The sequence below is a fragment of the Stenotrophomonas maltophilia genome (assembly GCF_006970445.1).
Lineage (GTDB): Bacteria > Pseudomonadota > Gammaproteobacteria > Xanthomonadales > Xanthomonadaceae > Stenotrophomonas > Stenotrophomonas maltophilia_AU.
In genome coordinates this window covers 2,185,880-2,205,028 of record NZ_CP033877.1, presented here as the reverse complement: position 1 = coordinate 2,205,028, position 19,149 = coordinate 2,185,880, and the positions used below count along the sequence as shown (strand labels likewise).

General features: G+C 67.0%; 16 protein-coding genes. 3 read left to right on the top strand and 13 right to left on the bottom strand.

The window, feature by feature from the left end:
- Positions 1-246 precede the first annotated feature (246 nt).
- Both EGM71_RS10190 and EGM71_RS10185 read left to right on the top strand, forming a co-directional pair.
- The gene (locus EGM71_RS10190; RefSeq protein ID WP_188489611.1) at positions 247-873 is read left to right on the top strand and encodes a response regulator transcription factor; all 627 of its coding nucleotides are present in this window, start codon (positions 247-249) and stop codon (positions 871-873) included.
- Positions 870-3,242, top strand: a complete 2,373-nt coding sequence (locus EGM71_RS10185; protein ID WP_188489609.1) for an ATP-binding protein — start codon at positions 870-872, stop codon at positions 3,240-3,242. The genes EGM71_RS10190 and EGM71_RS10185 overlap by 4 nt, the downstream gene beginning before the upstream one ends.
- On the opposite strand, the gene EGM71_RS10180 is transcribed toward EGM71_RS10185, so the two are convergent.
- The 9 genes from EGM71_RS10180 to EGM71_RS10140 form a co-directional block, all read right to left on the bottom strand.
- Complete coding sequence (locus tag EGM71_RS10180) at positions 3,199-3,954, bottom strand: SapC family protein (RefSeq protein WP_188489607.1); 756 nt, start codon at positions 3,952-3,954, stop codon at positions 3,199-3,201. The genes EGM71_RS10185 and EGM71_RS10180 overlap by 44 nt on opposite strands.
- 110 nt (positions 3,955-4,064) lie before the next feature.
- Positions 4,065-4,337 carry a hypothetical protein gene (locus EGM71_RS10175; protein WP_006366874.1) on the bottom strand — a complete coding sequence of 91 codons (273 nt, stop codon included), beginning with the start codon at positions 4,335-4,337 and terminating at the stop codon, positions 4,065-4,067.
- 299 nt (positions 4,338-4,636) lie between these two features.
- The gene (fusA, locus tag EGM71_RS10170; RefSeq protein ID WP_188489605.1) at positions 4,637-6,673 is read right to left on the bottom strand and encodes an elongation factor G; all 2,037 of its coding nucleotides are present in this window, start codon (positions 6,671-6,673) and stop codon (positions 4,637-4,639) included.
- A gap of 414 nt (positions 6,674-7,087) precedes the next feature.
- Entirely contained in the window at positions 7,088-7,837 is a 750-nt protein-coding gene (locus tag EGM71_RS10165; RefSeq protein ID WP_188489603.1) for a hypothetical protein, read from the bottom strand.
- A 63-nt stretch (positions 7,838-7,900) separates the two neighbouring features.
- Positions 7,901-8,662, bottom strand: a complete 762-nt coding sequence (locus tag EGM71_RS10160) for a heme ABC transporter ATP-binding protein (RefSeq protein ID WP_049467698.1) — start codon at positions 8,660-8,662, stop codon at positions 7,901-7,903.
- Positions 8,659-9,702, bottom strand: a complete 1,044-nt coding sequence (locus EGM71_RS10155; RefSeq protein ID WP_188489601.1) for a FecCD family ABC transporter permease — start codon at positions 9,700-9,702, stop codon at positions 8,659-8,661. The genes EGM71_RS10160 and EGM71_RS10155 overlap by 4 nt, the downstream gene beginning before the upstream one ends.
- Positions 9,699-10,745: a heme/hemin ABC transporter substrate-binding protein gene (locus EGM71_RS10150; protein ID WP_188489599.1), complete on the bottom strand. Its 1,047-nt coding sequence runs from the start codon at positions 10,743-10,745 to the stop codon at positions 9,699-9,701. Before EGM71_RS10150 ends, EGM71_RS10155 begins: the two co-directional genes overlap by 4 nt.
- Positions 10,746-10,796: 51 nt before the next feature.
- On the bottom strand, positions 10,797-12,173 hold the full coding sequence (locus tag EGM71_RS10145; protein WP_188489596.1) for a YncE family protein: 1,377 nt from the start codon (positions 12,171-12,173) through the stop codon (positions 10,797-10,799).
- 122 nt (positions 12,174-12,295) lie between these two features.
- A complete protein-coding gene (locus tag EGM71_RS10140; protein ID WP_188489594.1) occupies positions 12,296-13,324 on the bottom strand; it encodes an alpha/beta hydrolase in 1,029 nt (342 codons plus the stop codon).
- 280 nt (positions 13,325-13,604) lie between these two features.
- Between EGM71_RS10140 and EGM71_RS10135 the strand changes: the two genes are divergently transcribed.
- Positions 13,605-13,979, top strand: a complete 375-nt coding sequence (locus EGM71_RS10135; protein ID WP_188489592.1) for a hypothetical protein — start codon at positions 13,605-13,607, stop codon at positions 13,977-13,979.
- Between the two features lie 73 nt (positions 13,980-14,052).
- On the opposite strand, the gene EGM71_RS10130 is transcribed toward EGM71_RS10135, so the two are convergent.
- The 4 genes from EGM71_RS10130 to EGM71_RS10115 all read right to left on the bottom strand — a co-directional run bounded on the left by EGM71_RS10130 (position 14,053) and on the right by EGM71_RS10115 (position 19,141).
- Positions 14,053-14,424, bottom strand: coding sequence for a DUF805 domain-containing protein (locus EGM71_RS10130; RefSeq protein ID WP_188489590.1), 372 nt, complete (start codon positions 14,422-14,424; stop codon positions 14,053-14,055).
- A 153-nt stretch (positions 14,425-14,577) separates the two neighbouring features.
- Positions 14,578-15,876 (bottom strand): replication-associated recombination protein A, encoded by a 1,299-nt coding sequence (locus EGM71_RS10125; protein WP_223224565.1) that lies wholly within the window; start codon positions 15,874-15,876, stop codon positions 14,578-14,580.
- Between the two features lie 571 nt (positions 15,877-16,447).
- Positions 16,448-17,086 carry an outer membrane lipoprotein chaperone LolA gene (gene lolA / locus EGM71_RS10120; protein WP_188489586.1) on the bottom strand — a complete coding sequence of 213 codons (639 nt, stop codon included), beginning with the start codon at positions 17,084-17,086 and terminating at the stop codon, positions 16,448-16,450.
- A gap of 111 nt (positions 17,087-17,197) precedes the next feature.
- Positions 17,198-19,141 carry a DUF3857 domain-containing protein gene (locus EGM71_RS10115; RefSeq protein WP_188489583.1) on the bottom strand — a complete coding sequence of 648 codons (1,944 nt, stop codon included), beginning with the start codon at positions 19,139-19,141 and terminating at the stop codon, positions 17,198-17,200.
- Positions 19,142-19,149 lie beyond the last annotated feature (8 nt).

The window sequence follows — 19,149 nt, the reverse complement described above, 5'->3', positions numbered from 1 at the left end:
GCAGGGGCGCAAGGTCATGCCGACGTGACGCGTCACGTTAATAACCCCAGTGACCACGACGGAAGTCACGCGCACACCCCTGACCCGCGCCATATCCATTTGCACAGCAACTGAGTAGGCCCTGCTCGATCGGCCGCACATATCGATCTTTAGGAATAGTCGTAAAAACGCAACAAATTCGATGCTCGACGCGACAGCGGCGCCAGAATGACGGCCACGCCCATGGGCGCCGACCACCTCCCGCGCATGAATGGATTTCCTGCACCGCGTCGGCTCCGCCTGGCGCTCCTGGACGATCACGAAGTCGTCCGTCGCGGCACTGCCCTGCACCTGTCAGGCGATCTCCGGCTCGACATCGTCGCCAGCCATGGGTGTAGCGATGCACTGATCGACAGCCTCCGCCACACGCCCGTTGATGTGGCGATCATCGACCTCACGCTCGCCCGTGGCGACCTGGGCGGCATCGAGCTGGTTGCGCTGCTGCGCCAGCAGTTCCCCCGCACGCCGCTGCTGGCCTTCGCCACGCTCTCCCCCACCACCAACCTCAACAGCCTGTTCGATGCCGGACTCAGCGGATTCGTCAGCAAGGCCGAGCCCCTTCCTGCACTATCCGACGCCAGCGTGCGCGTATCCCAGGGCCTGATCCGGGTTCCCCCGGACGTCAGGCTGGCAGGTGATCGCGGCGAACTCAGCCGCAACGAACGCGAGGTACTGGGCCTGCTGCTGGAAGGCTTGACCGTCTCCGAAATCGCACTGCGCCGGCACCGCAGCATCAAGACCGTCAGCACACAGAAGGTCGCGGTGCTGCGCAAGCTGGGATTGCGCAGCGACGTGGAGATCTACGCGCTGCGCGAACACCTGGAGTCACCGTGAGGCGCCAGGCGCCGCTGCGCCCGCGCTTCCTGTCCACGGGACTGCTGGTACTGCTGCTTCTACCCGCCGCATCGGCGGAAGATATCCGGTCGTCGCGCTGGCTGCCTGGCAGCAGCGTACGGGTGGCCACGGCCCCTTCCCTGCGCCCCGTTCCCCCGGCATTGGCCGATACATCGTCACCGCCTACGCTTGCCCATGGCTACGCCGACCTTGTGGCCCAGCACGCCCAACTCGCCTTCCTGGACCACCCCTATCCGACCACTGCCGCATCGATCCTCGCGGTGTGCCGTCACGAGGCCGACCTGGTCATGGTGTTTGGCGGCGCAAGGCACCAGGCCCTCCCCTGCCCCGACCTTGCCGCGTCCAGCCGCTTCCGGGGTGGCGCTACCCTGCTGGCCGGACGCGCCGGCGAGTGGTTGCCACGGGAGATGCGCGAGCTCGACGGACGGGTCGTCGCCGTCGTTGAAGGCGGGCCCTACGCCGGCTGGCTGCGCGCGCATCATCCGCAGGTCCGGCTGCAGCACCTGCCTGATCGGCACGCGGCATTGACGGCAGTCGAATCCGGCCGGGCGGACGTGGCGATTGGCATCGAGCCGACATTGCGACCCCTGGTTCGACGCCATTTCAATGGCAGCCTGCGCCTGCAATCGTTCGACAGCAGCTTCTCCACCGACCTCTACCTGCTCGTCCGCCAGGACGACCGGCAGTTGCTCGGACGCATCGAACAGGCATTGCGCGATATCACGCTGGAGGAGCATGCAGGACTGCTCCACCTATGGGCGGGCCAGACCCTGCCTGCGGCAGCCGGGAACGCACTTGACTGGATGCAGGTCTCGCCCCCGCGCGGGTGGCTGCTTCTGGCCCCTCTACTGATCGCCCTACCGTTGCTGTGGCGCGCGATCCGCCACCTGCGCGTACGCGGCGACCGAAGCAGCGCGCATGCCATCGGGGTGATCAGTCACGAGATGCGCAATTCGGCGCAGGCCGTACTGACCTCGATCGAGCTGCTTGGACAATCGACATTGCCGAAAGGCGAGCGCGATCTACTCGCCGCTGCCAGCAGCGCCAGCCAATCCCTGCGCAGCCTGTTGAATCGCGCACTGGATTTTTCGCGCCTCGCCAGTGGCGCCTTCAGGCCGCACGCCCAAGCCTGTGATGCGGCCCAGCTTTGCCAGCAGGCACTGGACGCCGTCCGCCCACACGCGCAACGGAAAGGCCTGCAGCTGCTTCTCGATACCCCGGCCGGACCTTCGCCGATCATCCTGGTGGACAGCGATGCGCTACGCCAGATTGCCAGCAACCTGCTGGCCAACGCGGTGAAGTTCAGTGATATCGGCGGCATCGAACTGCGCCTGCAGTTGCTGCCCGCAGCGCGACCGCGGGAACTGCTGCTGGAGGTGATCGACAGCGGGATCGGCATCGCGCCAGCGCAGGTGGCTGCACTGTTTCAGCCTTTTCAGCAGGGCGACGGCGGGCAGCAGCGTGGCGGCAGTGGTCTCGGGCTCTCCATCGCACGCGAGCTGGCCCGCGCAATGGGAGGTGATCTGACCGTACACAGCGTTCTCGGACGCGGCAGCCGCTTCATCCTGCGCCTGCCAGTGTGCCCAGCCGGCACCAGCGAGCACGCCAAGGACATGCCTGTAGGCAGCACGCCACTGGCCGGACTGCAACTGCTGCTGGTGGAGGACCACGCGCTCAATCGCCACGTCATCGCCGAGCAGTTGCGACGCTGGGGTGCAGAAGTGTGCGCCCTGGAAGATGCGGCCAGCGCCCTGGCCGAACAGATCCGGAAGCCTCGCCACGCCGCGCTGATCGACATTGGGTTGCGTGGCACTGATGGTCACGCGCTGGCGCGCGAACTACGCGCCCGTTCCGGGCACCCGGTCCGCCTGATCGCGCTGTCTGCCCGCACCGGGCGACGTCACCACGCACGCTGCCGGCGCTCAGGCTTCGACGCGGTGCTGGCCAAGCCCCTGCGCGCCGCACAGCTGCTGCCTGCGCTCGGCATTCCGGCGCCGGAGAGCCCGGGCGAATCCCCGCAGACGAATGAAATGGATGCGGCCTACATCGCCGACATCTGCGATGAGCTCGGCACAATCAGGCGAGCTGTCGATCATGCAGACGCATCGGCACTCGGCCATCACGCGCACCGGTTGCAGGGCACGCTACAGATGCTGGGCCAATGCGAGCATGCGGCCATCGCCGCGGAACTGGTCGATCTTGCGCACGACACCGCGCCGGACTGGATCGATGCGCGTCGCCTGCTGGACGTGCTGCAGGCCGGACAGAGCCCCCGCGCAGCGGGAGCCCTGCCCGACCCCTTGATCACGCGGCCAGACGCTCGACCTGACGACGGGTCAGATCGTTGAAGCGGCCCAGCGACATCAGATGCTGGTGGATCAATGCCAGCCAGCCGCTGCGGTGCCACTCGACCACGGTTGCCTCCGGCAGCGCGACGAACTTCTCGACGTCCACGACCAGGAAGCCGTTGAGATTGAACTCACGACCATCCGGGGTACGCACGGTGGCATTGCGCTCGACCAGCAGGCCGTTGTCGGTCAGGGCCTTGGAGAAAGCCTGGGTCTGTTCGTGCTCGCGGGTGTACTGGCCGCAGAACTCCAGCGCCTGCTGCACCATTTCGGTGGCCTTGCCGTCAACGAACAGCGGCTGGCCTTCTTCGCCACCCTTGACCACGCGCGGGCTTTCCTCGTCGATGCCCAGCAGGAAGTCATTCTCCGCGCCAGTGTCGATGAAGATGAAGGGGTGGCGGCGCAGGTAGGCCGGAATGTAGGCCTCGTCTTCCCACAGGCCGTCCTTGATGAACAGGTTCTGGTCGGACACGCCAACGGCGGCCATCGGCACCGCGCCCGGGCCAGCGAACAGGATCGGGAAGTGGTGCAGGGCCAGCGAGAACTCGCCCAGCACCAGCGGAATGGCGTTGTTGCCGGCAGCGAACTCGAGCTTGCCCGGCAGGATGCGCAGATCGGCATGCACATCGGCCTGCAGCGGCACCGGACGGGTGTAGAACAGGGGAGCGCCGCTCTGCGCCGCTTCGGTGGTGGTGTCGCTGGTGGTGGTCATCTTGGGAACCGTTCGATCATGCGCGCCTGCCATCCCGGGCACGCCAGCGGGAACAACCTGAATCCCGCATTATCAACAAGCTCGATGACAACGGCCACCCCAGCAGCGAACTATTTCAACTGCAGGGGGTAGCGCTGCCAGAGGACGTGGACCAGAAAGCCGGCCAGCTCGGTATCGCGCGCGCTCACCGCCGCACGGATCTTGTCCAACAGCACCATGTCCGAGCAGGCGCGTACATCGGCATGATTGGCCTGCCCTGCCCGGCGCGCACGGTAGCGCGCGGCCCGCTGCGCATCGCTCATCGCGTACCCGAACTTGGGCGGACGACCGCGCTTGCGCGGTAGGGTCAGCTCCAGGGTTCCGGGGTCTTTGTCATCACGCATGGGTGGGGTGCGGGCGGCGGCGAGCAACGGGGGGTGCGCAATTTATCGTGAGGCATCACTTTAATCCAGCTTTTTCTGCAGTTTTGCTGCATTGCAGTGCAAAAAATCCCGAGCCAAGGGCTGCATCCACGCATGGCGCGGATCTACTGCAGAGCTTGCGGACCGATCACCCGGTAGATCCACGCCATGCATGGGCGCGGAAACCCGCCAGCGCCTGGTAGATCCACGCCATGCGTGGATACGGAAATTCGAACCCCCACAAGAAAAGGGAGCCCGCGAACGGGCTCCCCTCACCTTCTTCATGCCGCGCGTACCGGCTCGTAGCCATGCAGGTGCGCCTCACTGCTGGCCCGGCCCTGGCTGAGCGAACGCAGCGACGTGGTGTAACCCACCAGCTGCGCCAGCGGTGCGAAGCCACTGACCTCGGCGCGACCATCCTGATCGTCAATGCGGGCAATACGTCCATGGCGGCGGTTGAGGTCGCCAACCACATCGCCCACCGACGCTGACGGCGAATGCACCGTCACCGCCATCACCGGCTCCAGCAGCTGCGTGCCACCCTCGGCCAGCGCCGCCTTGATCGCCTCGGCGCCCGCGCGATGGAACGCCATCTCCGAAGAGTCCTTGGCATGGGTCTGGCCATCGACAAGACTGACCTCGATGCCGACCACCGGATGACCCTGGGGGCCTTCCGACAGCGCAGCACGCACACCCTTCTCCACCGCGGCGATGAAGCTGCGCGGCACCACGCCACCGACGATGCGGTCGTTGAACACCACCTGGCCGTCCTCGCGCGGCGACACATCCAGCACCACATGCGCGAACTGGCCCTGTCCACCGGTCTGCTTGACCAGCCGCCCGACGACGCCGGTCATCGCACGCATCGGCGTCTCCTGGTAGGCCACGCGCGGCGCACCCACGCCCACATCGACCTTCCATTCGCTACGCAGGCGCTCGACCATCACCTCCAGGTGCAGCTCGCCCATGCCCCAGACCAGGGTCTCCGCCGTGTCGCGATCGGTTTCGACGCGGAACGAGGGATCTTCCTGGGCCAGGCTGGCCAGTCCCTGTGCCATCCGGATCAGGTCGGCCGCACGCGCCGGCTCCAACCGCCACGCCAGCACCGGCGCCTGTGCCTGGATGTTCTCCAGGCGCAGCGGCTGCGCACGCCCGCTCAGCGTTTCACCGCTGACCGCATCCTTCCAGCCCAGCACCGCGACGATGTCACCGGCCACGGCCTGTTCGATGTCGTGGGTCTGGTCGGCCTGCACCCGCACCAGCCGGCTGACGCGCCGGCCGTGCGGATGCTGCGAACTGGCCACCGCGTCGCCCACCTTCAAGGTGCCCGAGTACAGCCGCACGAAGCTCAGCGCGCCGTGCTGCTGGTGGGTGATCTTGAACAGCAGGCCGGCCAGCGGACCCTCCGGATCCGGCGGCAGCACCACCTCGCCCTCATCGCTTTCAGCGCTGACGGCGGGCCGATCCAGCGGCGACGGCAGGTAATCGACCACTGCGTCCAGCAGCGTTTCGATGCCCTTGTCCTTGAAGGCGGCGCCGGCCAGCACAGGCACGCCCGCACCCGCCAGCGTCGCCCGGCGGATCGCCGCGCGCAGCAGTTCAGCATCGATCACGCGACCTTCCAGCCAGGCATCAGCCAGTTGTTCGTCATGATCGGCCACGGCTTCGACCAGCGCATCGCGCTGCGGTTGCCACTGTGCACGCGCGGCGGCGTCCCACCCGCTGACGATCGTCGCTGCACCGTCCTGCCAGTGCAGCACGCGCTCATCGACCAGATCGACCCAGCCGTTGAAGCCGCTTTCGCTACCCAACGGCACGCCCAGCGCCCATGGCCGCGCCTGCAGCTTGTCCTGCAGCTGCTCCAGCACGCGCTCGAACGAGGCGCCAACACGGTCCATCTTGTTGACGAAAGCGATCAGCGGCACACGATGGCGACGCGCCTGGCGCCACACCGTCTCGGACTGCGGCTGCACGCCGTCCACGGCCGAGAACACCGCCACGGCGCCGTCGAGCACGCGCAGCGAACGCTCGACTTCAATGGCGAAGTCGATGTGGCCGGGGGTGTCGATCAGGGTCAGCCGATGCGGCGGCAGGTCGCGCGGCGCCCACTGTGCCTGCACGGCGGCCGCGCCGATGGTGATGCCTCGCTCGCGTTCGATCGCCGAGAAATCGGTGGTCGCATTGCCATCGTGCACTTCGCCGACGCGGTGGATTTCACCGCTTTTCCACAGCAGGCGTTCGGTCAACGTGGTCTTGCCGGCGTCGATGTGGGCAATGATGCCGAGGTTGCGACGGCGGGAAAGGGTCTGGGTGTTCATAAAGAGGTTCCTGCAAAGCCAACTCCAGGGGCCGCGCACCCCGGTTGGCGACAGGGTGCGCGGCTAGCGTTCGGTCTCGGCGATCTGGTGCATGGCACGTTCTCCTTGCGGTACATCGGGTTACGGGGAATGGAACTGCGGAAACGAAAAGAGCGCCCCGGAGGGCGCTCTGTCGAAGGTCCAGCGATGGCCGTCTCAACGGCCTCGTGGGGCTCCAGGCAGACACGCCCTTTCCGCGCTTGCGCGGGTCAGGGTGAAATACTTCAGGAGCGGCATCCGGTTCATGGGGCGCATTCTAGACCTGCCAATCTGGCGCGCAAGTGAATATTGCGCACATAAATGGAACGATGAGGCCGACAACGATCGGGGTCGGATCCCTTTGCCTGGGGCAAAGGGCTCTGACCCCTGTCAGCACTACTTGCAGTCGTGCAGCTTGCGCGCCTCAGCCACGGTCGCCGCCTGGTCGTCCGCCATCGACACCCACCCCTTCAGCGACATCGCCGGGTCCACCTGCGCCTGGCGCGGGCCGCCGTGGATCAACGCCTCGGTCCAGCTCCCCACCGGTGCCAGCTCGGACAGGCGAGCCGCCTGATCATCCTCCGTGCTGAACCTATCATCCGGCGAAGCGGGCTTGGCGTTGTTCACGGTTTCGGTCTTGCGCGCCCGCACCCGCAGCGCGCCGTCAGCCATGCGCTGGGTGGTGACGTCATACCGCTCCACACCGTAGGCCCAATTGCTTTCACCCGTGCGGCGCAGCTCGCTGCCATCGTCGGCCACCATCACCGCATCACCGGCCGCTTCGGCCACGGCTGCGATCGCCCCCAGCCCCGACATCACCGCCTGGTAGGTAATCATCTGCCGCTGCTCGGTGGTCAACGCACCGGCCTTCAGCTTGGCGGCGGGAATCTTCAGGTACGCCGCTTCCTTGCAGAGCACCAGCACCTGCTGGTCATCCCAGCTGACCGACAGCTCATCATTGGCAAAGTAGCGGGTGGTCATCGCGGCGACCGGCGCGCCATCACCGGCCGAGTACCGGGTTTCGATCAGAGAAGCCTGCTCGGCCGCGCTCATCAGCGACACCGGCGAAGTCGATGCCGCATTGGCGGCGCCTGCGGAGGCGACCATCAGGGCCAGCAGCACGCCACGCGAAACATTACAGATCATTGCATCAGTCCATTGAAGGAAATCCCGTCGAACATGATACGCGGTGAAGCGCGCTACGCTGACTCAGGTCACCACCACCAGCGGCACTCCACGGCGCGGATGCTCCAGCACCACCACATCCTGCTGGTAGACCCGCTGCAGATTATCTTCGGTGAGCACCTGCAGCGGCGTGCCATCGGCCGCCACCCTGCCCTGCTCCAGCAGCACGATGCGGTCGGCATAGCCGGCGGCCAGATTCAGGTCGTGCAGCACCACGATCACGCACGCGCCGGCCTCGGCACAGGCGCGCACACTGCGCAGCGTGCGTTCCTGGTGCCGCAGATCCAGCGCGGCCGTCGGCTCATCAAGCAACAGCAGCGGCGTGTCCTGCGCCAGCACCCGCGCGAACGTGGTGCGGGCGGACTCGCCACCGGAGAGCTGCTGCACCTCGCGCAGGCGCAGGGCCTGCAGTTCGGCGGCATCGATTGCGGCTTCCACCTGCGCGTCGTCCACACGCGGATCCGGCGGATGCGGCAACCGCCCCATCGCCACCACTTCCTCCACGCTGAAGGCGAAACGCACGCCGTGCTCCTGCGGCATCACCGCGCGCTCGCGTGCCAGCGGCCCCGCTTTGTAGCTGGCCAAGGGCTTGCCCAGCAGGCTCACCTCACCCACGTCGGCACGCAGGTCACCGGCAGCCACCGCCAACAGCGTGGATTTGCCCGCGCCATTCGGGCCAACCAGGGCGGTCACCGTGCCCGGCTCGAACGCCAGCGAGATGCCATGCAGGATCTCGCGCTGCTGGCGGCGCACCACCACCTCGTGCAGCTTCAGCAGCACGCTCATGGGGCCGCCTTGCGGCGCTGCTGCAGCACCAGCCAGAGGAAGAACGGTGCGCCCAGCGCGGCCGAGAACAAGCCCAGCGGAATCTCCGCGGGTGGATCAAGCGTGCGTGCGGCGGTGTCGGCCACCACGATCAGCAGCGCACCGAGCAGGCCGGACAACGGCAGCAGCCAGCGATGCCCGGGGCCGACCAGCAGGCGCGCCACGTGCGGCACCACCAGGCCAACGAAGCTGATCGAGCCGGCAAAGGCCACCGCCGCGCCCACCAGCAGCGCACTGAACGCCACCAGGCGACGACGCGTGCGGGTGACATCCAGCCCGAGGTGCTGTGCCTGGCGCTCCCCCAGCGCCAGCATGTCCAGCGGCGTGGCCAGTCGCTGCAGCGCAAACACGCCAATCGCAAACAACGGCACCACGGCTGCCACATCGGCCCAATTGGCACGCGCCAGCGAGCCCATCTGCCAGAACACCAGCGACTGCAGTTCGCTTTCGCTGGCGATGTAAGTAAGGAACCCGATCAGTGCCGAGCAGAACGCAGCCATCGCGATGCCGACCAGCAACAGCGTCGCGTTGCCCGAACCTTTACCGGGCCGGGCCAGTGCGTAGGTCAGGCCGATCGCCAGCGCACCGCCAGCGAACGCGGCCACCGGCACCAGCCAGCCGGCCGCACCGGCAGCACCCAGCACGATGGCGGCCACCGCACCCAGCGCAGCACCCTGGCTGACACCGACGATGCCAGGGTCGGCCAGCGGATTGCCGAACAGGCCCTGCAGGCTGGCACCGGCCATCGCCAGCGACGCACCGACCATCGCGCCCAACAGGGCACGCGGAATGCGCAGCTGCCAGACCACGGCCAGGTCGCGGCTGCTGACCGCCTGCGGATCGAGCAGGCCCAGCTTCACCGCCAGCGCCTGCATCACCTCCAGCGGCGGCAACCGCAACGGACCCACGGCGAACGACGCCAGCACTGCCCCCAGCAGTGCCAGCAACGCCACCAGCAACATCGTCCGCCCGCGACGGCGGCGCCGATCCGCCGGATTCATGCCTTCGGCAACGCCGCCAGGGCCTTGGCCAGCGCCAGCGCGCCAGCACCGGAACCGACACTGGTGTACTTCAGCTGCACATCCGGCATCACCCAGACCCGATTGGCCTGCCCGGCCGGGGTCTGCTTCAGCGTCGGGTACGCCTTCCACAGGCCTTCGGCACCGCCGAACAGCTGCAGGTCATGCTCGGTCACCAGGATCACCTCCGGTGCCGCAGCAACCACGCCTTCGTTGCTCAGCTGCGAGTAGTTCTTCACCCCCGCCTCGGTGCCGATGTTGACGCCGCCAGCCAGCGCGATCAGCTGCGCCGAGGCGCTGTCGGCACCGGCAACAGTCGGTGAGCCACCGGCGCCGGTAGCCGACACGTGGATCACTCGTGGCGCATGGCCCAGGCCCTTGCCAATCGCTGCAGCCTCGTCGAGCTGGCGCTGCACCTGCGTGGCCAGTGCTTGCCCTGCCTCGGCCAGCCCTAGTGCGGCGGCGACCTTGCGCACCTTATCCGGCGCTGGCTGCAGGTCATCGATGACCACCGCCGGTTCGCCCACTTCGCGCAGCTTCTTGGCCAGCTCGGTGTGGCGGCGCAGGCTGTTGCCGAGGAACAGCGAGCCCTGCAGGCTCAGCACGCCCTCCACGCCAGTGGTTCGGTTGAACAGGAACTGGTGCGGCGCGGCCAGGCCGGCCTGGGTGGTGGTGTTGGTCGGCGCGGCAAATACCTGCTTGCCCAGGCCCAGCGCCTCGATCACCGCGATGACGTCGTCGCCACCGGCAATGATGCGACCGGTATCGACCACCTCGATATCGGCGCCGTCATCGGAATGCACCTTGGCCGGCAGCACCGCCTTCTGGTCATGCACCGCCGGCATCTCGGCACCGGCCACGCGCTGCCAGCCTGCCGGCAGCGCGGTTTCCGCAGCGGCCGTTGCGGCGGGCGGCTCGGCGGCCTTCTGGCCATCAGGCGGCGTCGACGAGCCACTGCAGGCAGACAGCGCCAGCGAAACAGCCAACGGAAGCGCACACAGGCGCAGACGGGACACGATGCTCATGAATGTTCTCCTTGCTGGCAGGGCGACGCGCACGCCGCCCCGCCGTGTGACTTACTGCTTCGGGGTGATGCGGGTGATGCGGTCACCCTTCGGGTCTTCGGCGCCACGCGACTTGTTCACCGCGAACACGTTGCCCTTGCCGTCGGCGCGGACATGGTTCGGCAGCGTGCCGCCATCGAGGTTGGCGACCACCTTGCCGTCACCATTCACCACGGTGACCGTGCCAGCGCCACGGTTGCTGACATAGGCCAGGCCGGAGGCATCATCGAAGGCGACGTTCAGCGCACCGGCGCCGACCGGCACGTCATGCAGCACCTTGCCGGCCGCCACGTCGACGATCAGCAGGTTGTCGGTGCCCTGCGAGGCTACGTAAAGGCGGTTGCGTGCCGCGTCGAAGGCCACGCCCGAGGCACTGATCGAATTGCCCAGGTCGATGACCTTCTCGACCTTGCCGCTGGCCACATCGATCACCGCCGCTTCCGGCGTGCCGATGCTGACGGTGAACAGCTTGCCGGCCTTCTCGTCCAGCACCAGGCTCATCGGGGTGAACTTGCCGTCATCCACGCCGGATTCCAGCGTCACTGCCGGCAGCTCCTTGAAGGTCTTGGCATCGAACACCGACAGGTGGTCTTCACCCGTGGCCGAGGCGAACACCTTGCCGTGGGTGCCATCGACCACCACGTCGCGCGCGTGCGGCACGGTGTCGACCGGGAACTGGTGGACCAGCGACAGGTCCTTCTGGCGGTAGACCGCGATCGAGTTCTGGCGGGTATTGGTCACCCAGACATTGCCGTTGGTGTCATCCACGCCCACACCGTAGACCGCATAGACCGCGCCATTGGTGCTGCCCGGCACCTGCGCCGGGGTGATCGCCTTGGTCACCTTCAGCGACTTCGGGTCCAGCTTCAGCAGCTGCGACTGGGTCACCGGCGGACGGCCGACCGCCGAGGTCACGAACACCGCATTGCTGGCGGCGCTGTAGGCTGACTGGTACAGGCCGGGCACCAGCTTGTTGGACTGGGTGGCGAACTGCGCCTGGCCGGACAGCGGCAGCTGCGGCGACACGCGCAGCTTCAGCACCGTGGCCGCAGCCGGCTGGCTGGCGCGCACCACCACCGGATGGGTGCCCGGCACCGCGTCCGTCGGAATGCTCAGCTGGGTCTTGAAGCTGCCATCGGCATCGACCACCACCGGCTGGGCGTTGAGCACGCTGTCGCCGCGCAACAGGCTGACCTTCTGGCCCGGCACGAAGCCACGACCGACCACATCGGCGGTGCTGCCGGGAACCACGTTCTCACCGCGTGAGACGACCTCACCCTTGAAGGTGGCGTTGGCCGGCTGATCGAACACCGGCTGGGCGGTGGCGGTCACTGCCAGCAGCAGACCGGCGGCGAGAGAGGTAAGACGGAAAGACGGACGGAACGACATGGAAGGCTCCTTGCACACGTAGGCCGCGCCACATGGCGCGGGATTCATCGGTTGCCTGGGCCGCTGCACGTCGGCAGCCTCGCCTGGGTAGTGGGGTCGCACGGCATCGCGTGCGAAGGGATTCATTCGGCGGCGTTGTCACCACCGTTGGGCGCGCCATCGCCGGCGCTGCGGTCGGTCACGCCGTACAGCTCATGCAGCGCAGCGTGGAACGACGCCGGCAGCATCGGGCCGTGACCGAGGCCGTCGAACTCGCGGTACTGCACGCTCAGGCCCGGCACCTTGCCCAGCCGCTCGGACAACTGCATCGCGGCATCCGGGGTGGCGCCGCCGATGCGGCGCAGGTGCGCGACCACGCGCGGGTTGTTCATGTCACGCTTGCCGCGATCACCGACACGCTCGGCACCGCCCAGCATCAGCCAGAGCCTTGCCGGCTGGCCGTGCACGTTCTGCACGAACTGCTGTTCCGGATCACCCAGGGCCGCACCCTGGCTCCACCACAGCGACGGGCTGGCGGCCAGATAGGACTGGAAGGCGGCGGGGCGGGTGTACAACGCATTGAGCACGAACAGCCCACCCAACGAGTGACCCCACAGCGCTTGCTGCTGCGTATCGATGCGTGCGCGACGCTCGACTTCCGGCTTGATGCGGCGTTCGATCACATCCAGGAAGGCTGCGGCGCCACCGCCGACCGCCTGGGTCGTACCGCTCTCGTCATCGGCGCGGTCGATCCACGCGGTGTAGTCGCGGGTGCGCGCCTTGGAATCGATGCGCAGGTCGTTGTCGTAGCCGATCAGCACCAGCACCGGCGGCGCCTTGCGCGCGGCCAGCTCGGCCAGCAACGGCTGATCCAGGACCATGGCGACGGCGTTGCCGTCCAGCGCGTACAGCACCGGCGATGGCGTCTTGCCGGCCTTGGCCGGGATCGCCAGGTTCACCCGCCAGCGGCGCTGCTGGTCTGGGCTGTCCACCACGAAATGCTCGAAACGATAGCTCGCCGCCGCCTCATCGAGCACGGTATGGCCGATCTTCTGCAGCGGATTGCGCTGCTGTGCATGCGCGTACGGGGTGGCCAGGAGCAGACCCATCATCAAGGCGGCCAGGCCGCGGGCCAGCGGACCACGGCGCGAAGGCGGGACGAAATGCTTCATCAGCGGCGGCAGAAGCGGCTCAGGGCCGCCGGTTCACAAGGGACCGCAGTCTACCTTAAACGCGAATGATTATCACATCGATCGAACGTCACGCTGTGTATCACGCGCGCGCATGCCCGGGTTGCGCAAGGGGCAGCAATTCCCCTATTTTGCCGCCCATCGGGGCATTGGATCGCCCCGCTTACAGCGCAGCCATGGATGGCGGGCACTTGCCGCCATCCGGGTCGCGTTCATCTGCACACAACCGCCATGGGATCGGATCCCATGATTGTGAGAACCCTTGAAGCACACCGCACTGATCGCCCTGTCCCTCGGCCTGCTCGCCCCGCTGGCCGCCCACGCCGCGCAGGATCTGCCGTCGCTCTACCAGGCCTTTGAAGAGGCCGGCAATTCGACGTTGAGCATGGACCAACTCAACCAGACGGTGACGTTCACCGCCGTGGCACTGAGCGTTTCCAGCAACCTGGCGGGTGAACCGCTGATCGAGGCCGGCGACGACCAGGGCAATGTCCTGGCCCGGCTGACCACCGACGACGAACAGCAGGCCGCCAGGCTGGGCGCCCTGGAAGAAGGTGCGACCTTCACCGCCAGCTGCACGCTGCAGTTCAGCTCCGGCACCGACTACCTGTCCTTCGGCGATTGCAGCATCAAGTGAAGACGAAGCCGGCAAAACGCCGGCTTCTTTTCTTTGCCTCTGTAGCGTCGAGCCATGCTCGACTCACGCCATGTCAGGGACCCGCAGGCACCGGACCATATGCGTTCTCCTGCGGCGTACCCGGCATCAGCGCGAACACGAAGATCACCAGACCACCGAACGGAACGAAGGCCAACAGGTACATCCAGCCCGACTGGTTGCAGTCATGCAGGCGACGCACGGTGACAGCGATGACCGGCAGGAAGGTAGCCAGCCAGAACACGACGAACAGGATGATCGACGCGACGCCCAGGACGTCGGACTGCATCACCAGCCCGGCAATGAGCGGCACCATCAGCACGGCTGAGACGATCAGCATGAACAGCTGGAACATCCAGTACTCACGACGGTTGGCACGACCATCAAACTGGGCGTAACGCTTCAACGGCAGAATCATTTCCTGCACGGCATCCATCCTTGAAAAAGTAGCCACGCAGTGTGCCAAATGCCGGCGCGCAGGACAATGTCGCGTCGCCCCATGCTCGACTGCTGCTCCAGAGGGCGCCTGTAGCCCGTGCAAGAGCGAAGTCGAGCATGGCTCGACGCTACATAAACCGGGTCAGCGCCCCTTCGCTGCCCGCGCCGCTTCGCGCTCGGCGCGCAGTCGGTCCAGCTTTTCCTTCAACTTGATCTCCAGGCCACGCGGCACCGGGTTGTAGTACACCCGTTCGCCCATCGCATCCGGGAAACCAGTCTGGTCCAGCGCGATGCCACCCTCCGCGTCGTGGTCGTACTGGTATTCGGCGCCGTAGCCCAGCTCCTTCATCAGCTTGGTCGGCGCATTGCGCAGGTGCAGCGGCACCTCTTCGGTACCGCTCTCGCGCACATCGGCCTTGGCCTGGTTGAACGCCGCATAGCCGGCATTCGACTTGGCGGTGCTGGCCAGGTAAAGCACCAGCTGCGCGAACGCCAGTTCGCCCTCCGGGCTGCCCAGCCGCTCGTAGATGTCCCAGGCTTCCAGCGCCATGCTCTGCGCGCGCGGATCCGCCAGACCGATGTCCTCGATGGCCATGCGGGTCAGCCGGCGCGCCAGGTAAGACGGGTCGCAACCGCCATCGAGCATGCGGGTCAGCCAGTACAGCGCGGCATCCGGGTTGGAGCTGCGTACCGACTTGTGCAGCGCCGAGATCTGGTCGTAGAACTGCTCGCCACCCTTGTCAAAGCGACGGGTACGGTCGGCCAGCACCTGGGTCAGGGTCTGCGGGGTGATGCGACCACCCTCCCCGCCCGCCAGTTCGGCGGCGATCTCCAGCAGGGTCAGCGCACGGCGCACGTCACCATCGGCAGCGGTGGCGATTTCCAGCAGCAGTTCGGGGGCGACCTCGATGCCCTCCTCGCCCAGGCCGCGTTCGCGATCACCCAACGCACGTTCCAGCGCCTCGACGATATCGGTGGGCGAAACGCCTTCCAGCACGTGCACGCGGCAGCGCGACAGCAGCGCCGAGTTCAGCTCGAACGACGGGTTCTCGGTGGTGGCGCCGACGAACAGGATGGTGCCGCGCTCGATGTGCGGCAGGAACGCGTCCTGCTGTGCCTTGTTGAAGCGATGCACCTCGTCCACGAACAGCACGGTGCGGCGACCTTCGGCGAACCGTTGCGCAGCCTCGGCCAGCACCTGGCGCACTTCCGGCAGGCCGGACAGCACCGCGGAGATCGCACGGAACTCGGCGTCGGAATATTCGGCCAGCAGCAGCGCCAGCGTGGTCTTGCCACAGCCCGGCGGCCCCCACAGGATCATCGAATGCACGCGCCCGGATTCGACCGCGCGGCGCAGCGCGCTGTCCTGGGCCAGCAGGCGCTTCTGCCCGACCATCTCGTCGAGGGTGCGTGGGCGCATGCGCTCGGCCAGCGGGCGCATGTGTTCCCGATCAACGCTCAGCAGATCGGGGCCGGGGAATGAAGTGGAGCGATGTCTTGGCACACGGTCATTGTACCGCGCCGGGTGACCACGATTCCGGTAGTGCCGGCCGCTGGCCGGCAGATCAAATGCGTGTCAACCAAGGTTGACACCCACCAAAGCAGTTTGCGCCGGGCCACAGGGTTCGGTAGTGCCGGCCGCTGGCCGGCAGATCAAATGCGTGTCAACCAAGGTTGACACCCACCAAAGCAGTTTGCGCCGGGCCACAGGGCTCGGTAGTGCCGGCCGCTGGCCGGCAGATCAAATGCGTGTCGACCATGGTTGACACCCACCAAAGCAGTTTGCGCCGGGCCACAGGGTTCGGTAGTGCCGGCCGCTGGCCGGCAGATCAAAAGCGTGTCAACCAAGGTTGACACCCACCAAGGCAGTTTGCGCCGGGCCACAGGGTTCGGTAGTGCCGGCCGCTGGCCGGCAGATCAAAAGCGAGTCAACCAAGGTTGGCACCCACCAAGGCGGTGCCGGTTGGCACCCTCCAGAGCAGTTAGCGCCGGGCCATGCCCGGCGTCCCCGATCAATTACCGATGACGTCGGTGCCCTTCGGCGGGGTGAAGCTGAAGGTACCGGCAGCGAAGCCCGGGTTGCGCTTCCAGCCGCTGAAGCTGATCACGGTACGCTGGCCGACGGCATCGGTGATCTCCATCTTGGCCAGACCCTGCGCGTTGAAGCCCAGCGCGGCGTACTGGAAGCTGGCTTCGGTCTCGCGCTTCGGCGACAGCGACAGCCACTGCAGGCCGTCGCGCTGCGCGGCCTCTTCACTGACGTCGTACTGCTGCTCCAGCAGTGCTGGATTGATCAGCGCGGTCAGCGGGCTGTTCTGTTCTTCCTTGCCCTGCTCGCGAACAGTGGCCTGCTCCAGGTCCGGCTCGTACATCCAGACCTTCTTGCCGTCGGCCACGATCAGCTGCTCGTGCGGACGCACGTATTCCCAGCGGAACAGGCGTGGCGCCGACAGGGCCACCCGGCCGCTGGTCGATTCCTTCACCTTGCCACGGCTGTCGAACACCTGCTGGCTGAACTGGCCATCCAGGCCCTTCAGGCCGCTGGTGAAGGTCTTCAGGTCATCGCGGGCGCCAGCCCAGGCACTGCCGGCGGCGGCGCAGGCCACGGCCAGGGTGGTGGCGGCAAGGAAACGGCGGAAGCGGAAGTTCATGCGGGAATCCTGTGGGCGCGGGCGCCAGGAAAGGTGGTTGCCAGTGTGCCCAAATAAAGATGAATGGGCGATCAGGGCGACATTATGCCGCCCTGAACGTCCATCGGCGATTCAGCCGCCGGAGCCCGGCAGCTTGCCGTACAGCACCTGGCCACGGAAGCCACGACGCACTTCGCGGTACAGCGCGCGGAACGCCGGATAGTCCTGTGGCTGGCACAACGCCTCCGGCCCACGCACCGCGTTCTGCTGCAGGCGGTGGTGCACTATCACGTCCTGGCCCTCGCGACTCCAGTCCACCCGATACTCACCGGCGGCGTTGGTGAAACGCTGGCTCGCCGGGATGGCGATGATCGGTGCATTGGCCGGGAACTGCAGGCGGTAGGTTTCCTCGCGCAGGCTGGCATTGCAGTAGAACGGCGTCTCGTTGGCCGGCGCCGAGGCGGTGGCGTACAGCCCACGTACCGACTCGCCACCCGGCGGGTCCGGAACGGCCATGCCGCCGGCCACGCTGAAGTCGGCGTAGTCCTCGGCCTGGAACGCCATGCGATAGCCGAACGGCCGGGTCAGGTCGACCGGCACGCCCTGGATCTGCAGCTGCCCTCGCCCGTCGAAACCGGACGCGGCCATGATCTGCTCCTCGGCGCGCGCACGATTCTGCGCGTTGAGCTGGGAGAACTGGGCGCGCATGCCGATCTCGGCGTTCTCGCCCAGCTTCGGAATGGTCTCGCCGCGCAGGTTGCCGTTGGCGTCGAAGGTGAAACGCACTTCCATCGAGGTGGCATTGCGCTCCGGCGTGTTGGCCGGGGTGCGCGCCAGCGTAGCGTCGCGGGTACGCATCACCGGTGCGCCCAGGTCACCTTCCGGCAACTGCCCGAAGCGCGCCCACGCGGTGGTCGAATCCAAGTACAGATCGAATTCGGGGATGTAGGTGATGGCGTGGTTGAAGCGGCCGAGCACCGGGATCTTCGGCAGCGTCGGGCCGCCGCCGGCACCGATCAGCACCGGCGAACTGGCGATGCCCTTGGCTGCCAGCAGCGCCTCGAGGATCGTCACATGGTCCTTGCAGTCACCATAGTGGTTGTCGAGGATGCTCTGCGCGCTGTTCGGCTCAAGGCCGCCGTTGCCCAGGTACACCGCCACATAGCGGATGTTCTGCGCCACCCAACGGTAGAGCGCATCGGCCTGCTCGCGGCGGTCGCTGATGCCGGCGGTGACCTGGTCGGCCAGTGCCTGCAGTTCCGGCGTGACCTGCGCGGCCGGGCCGGCCTTGAGCTGGTAGGCGCGACCCATCTGCGACCAGTCACGATAGGTGCTCGCCATGATGTTCGGGCCAAACTCCCAGCCCGCCGCCGACCAGTTCTGTGCTGGCATGGCTTCGCGCCGCTGGTAGCGCCAGCGCCACTGTGCCTGTCCGTTCTTCACCGTTGGGCGATCACTGCCCTGCACGCCGCGGCTGTCGACGAACATCGGCAGGTTGGCCGGCGCACTCAGGGTGACCTCGGCGTCCTCGTACTCGGTGAAGACATTGAAGGTTTCCCACAGGCCGAAGTAGCCCGGGAAGTACGGCGTGGCCTGGGTGCGGCGCACCTGGTAGAACAGGCGCGTGCCCGGCGCCAGGTTCGGGAACACGATCACCCGCACCTTGCGGTCGGCATACATCGCCGCCGAAGCGCTGGAGTAGCTCTCCTGGGTGTAGATGCGGTCGGCCGGCACGTCGCGGCGCTGGCCATCGGCGGTGATGGTGTAGGCGCCGAGCACCTCCAGCGTCTCCATCTTTTCGCTGTAGCTCAGCCGCACCTGGCTGAACTGCTCGACGGAGGCCTTGGTCTTGAGCAGGACTTCGTAGGTTTCGGTCTGCACATTGCCCGCATCCGGCCGCACCTGGTAGTCGGCGCGGTAACGGACAATGCTGAAATTATTGCTGGCTTCGGTATCGCCGCTGGTGGAAGGCGGCGCCGTGGCGGGCGCGGAGGTGGCGGTGTCTGCCAGTGCCGGGCCGGCAGCCAGGAAGGCTGCCAGCGCCAGTGCCAGCGCGCTTGGTACGGGGTGAAGCATGCGTCGGT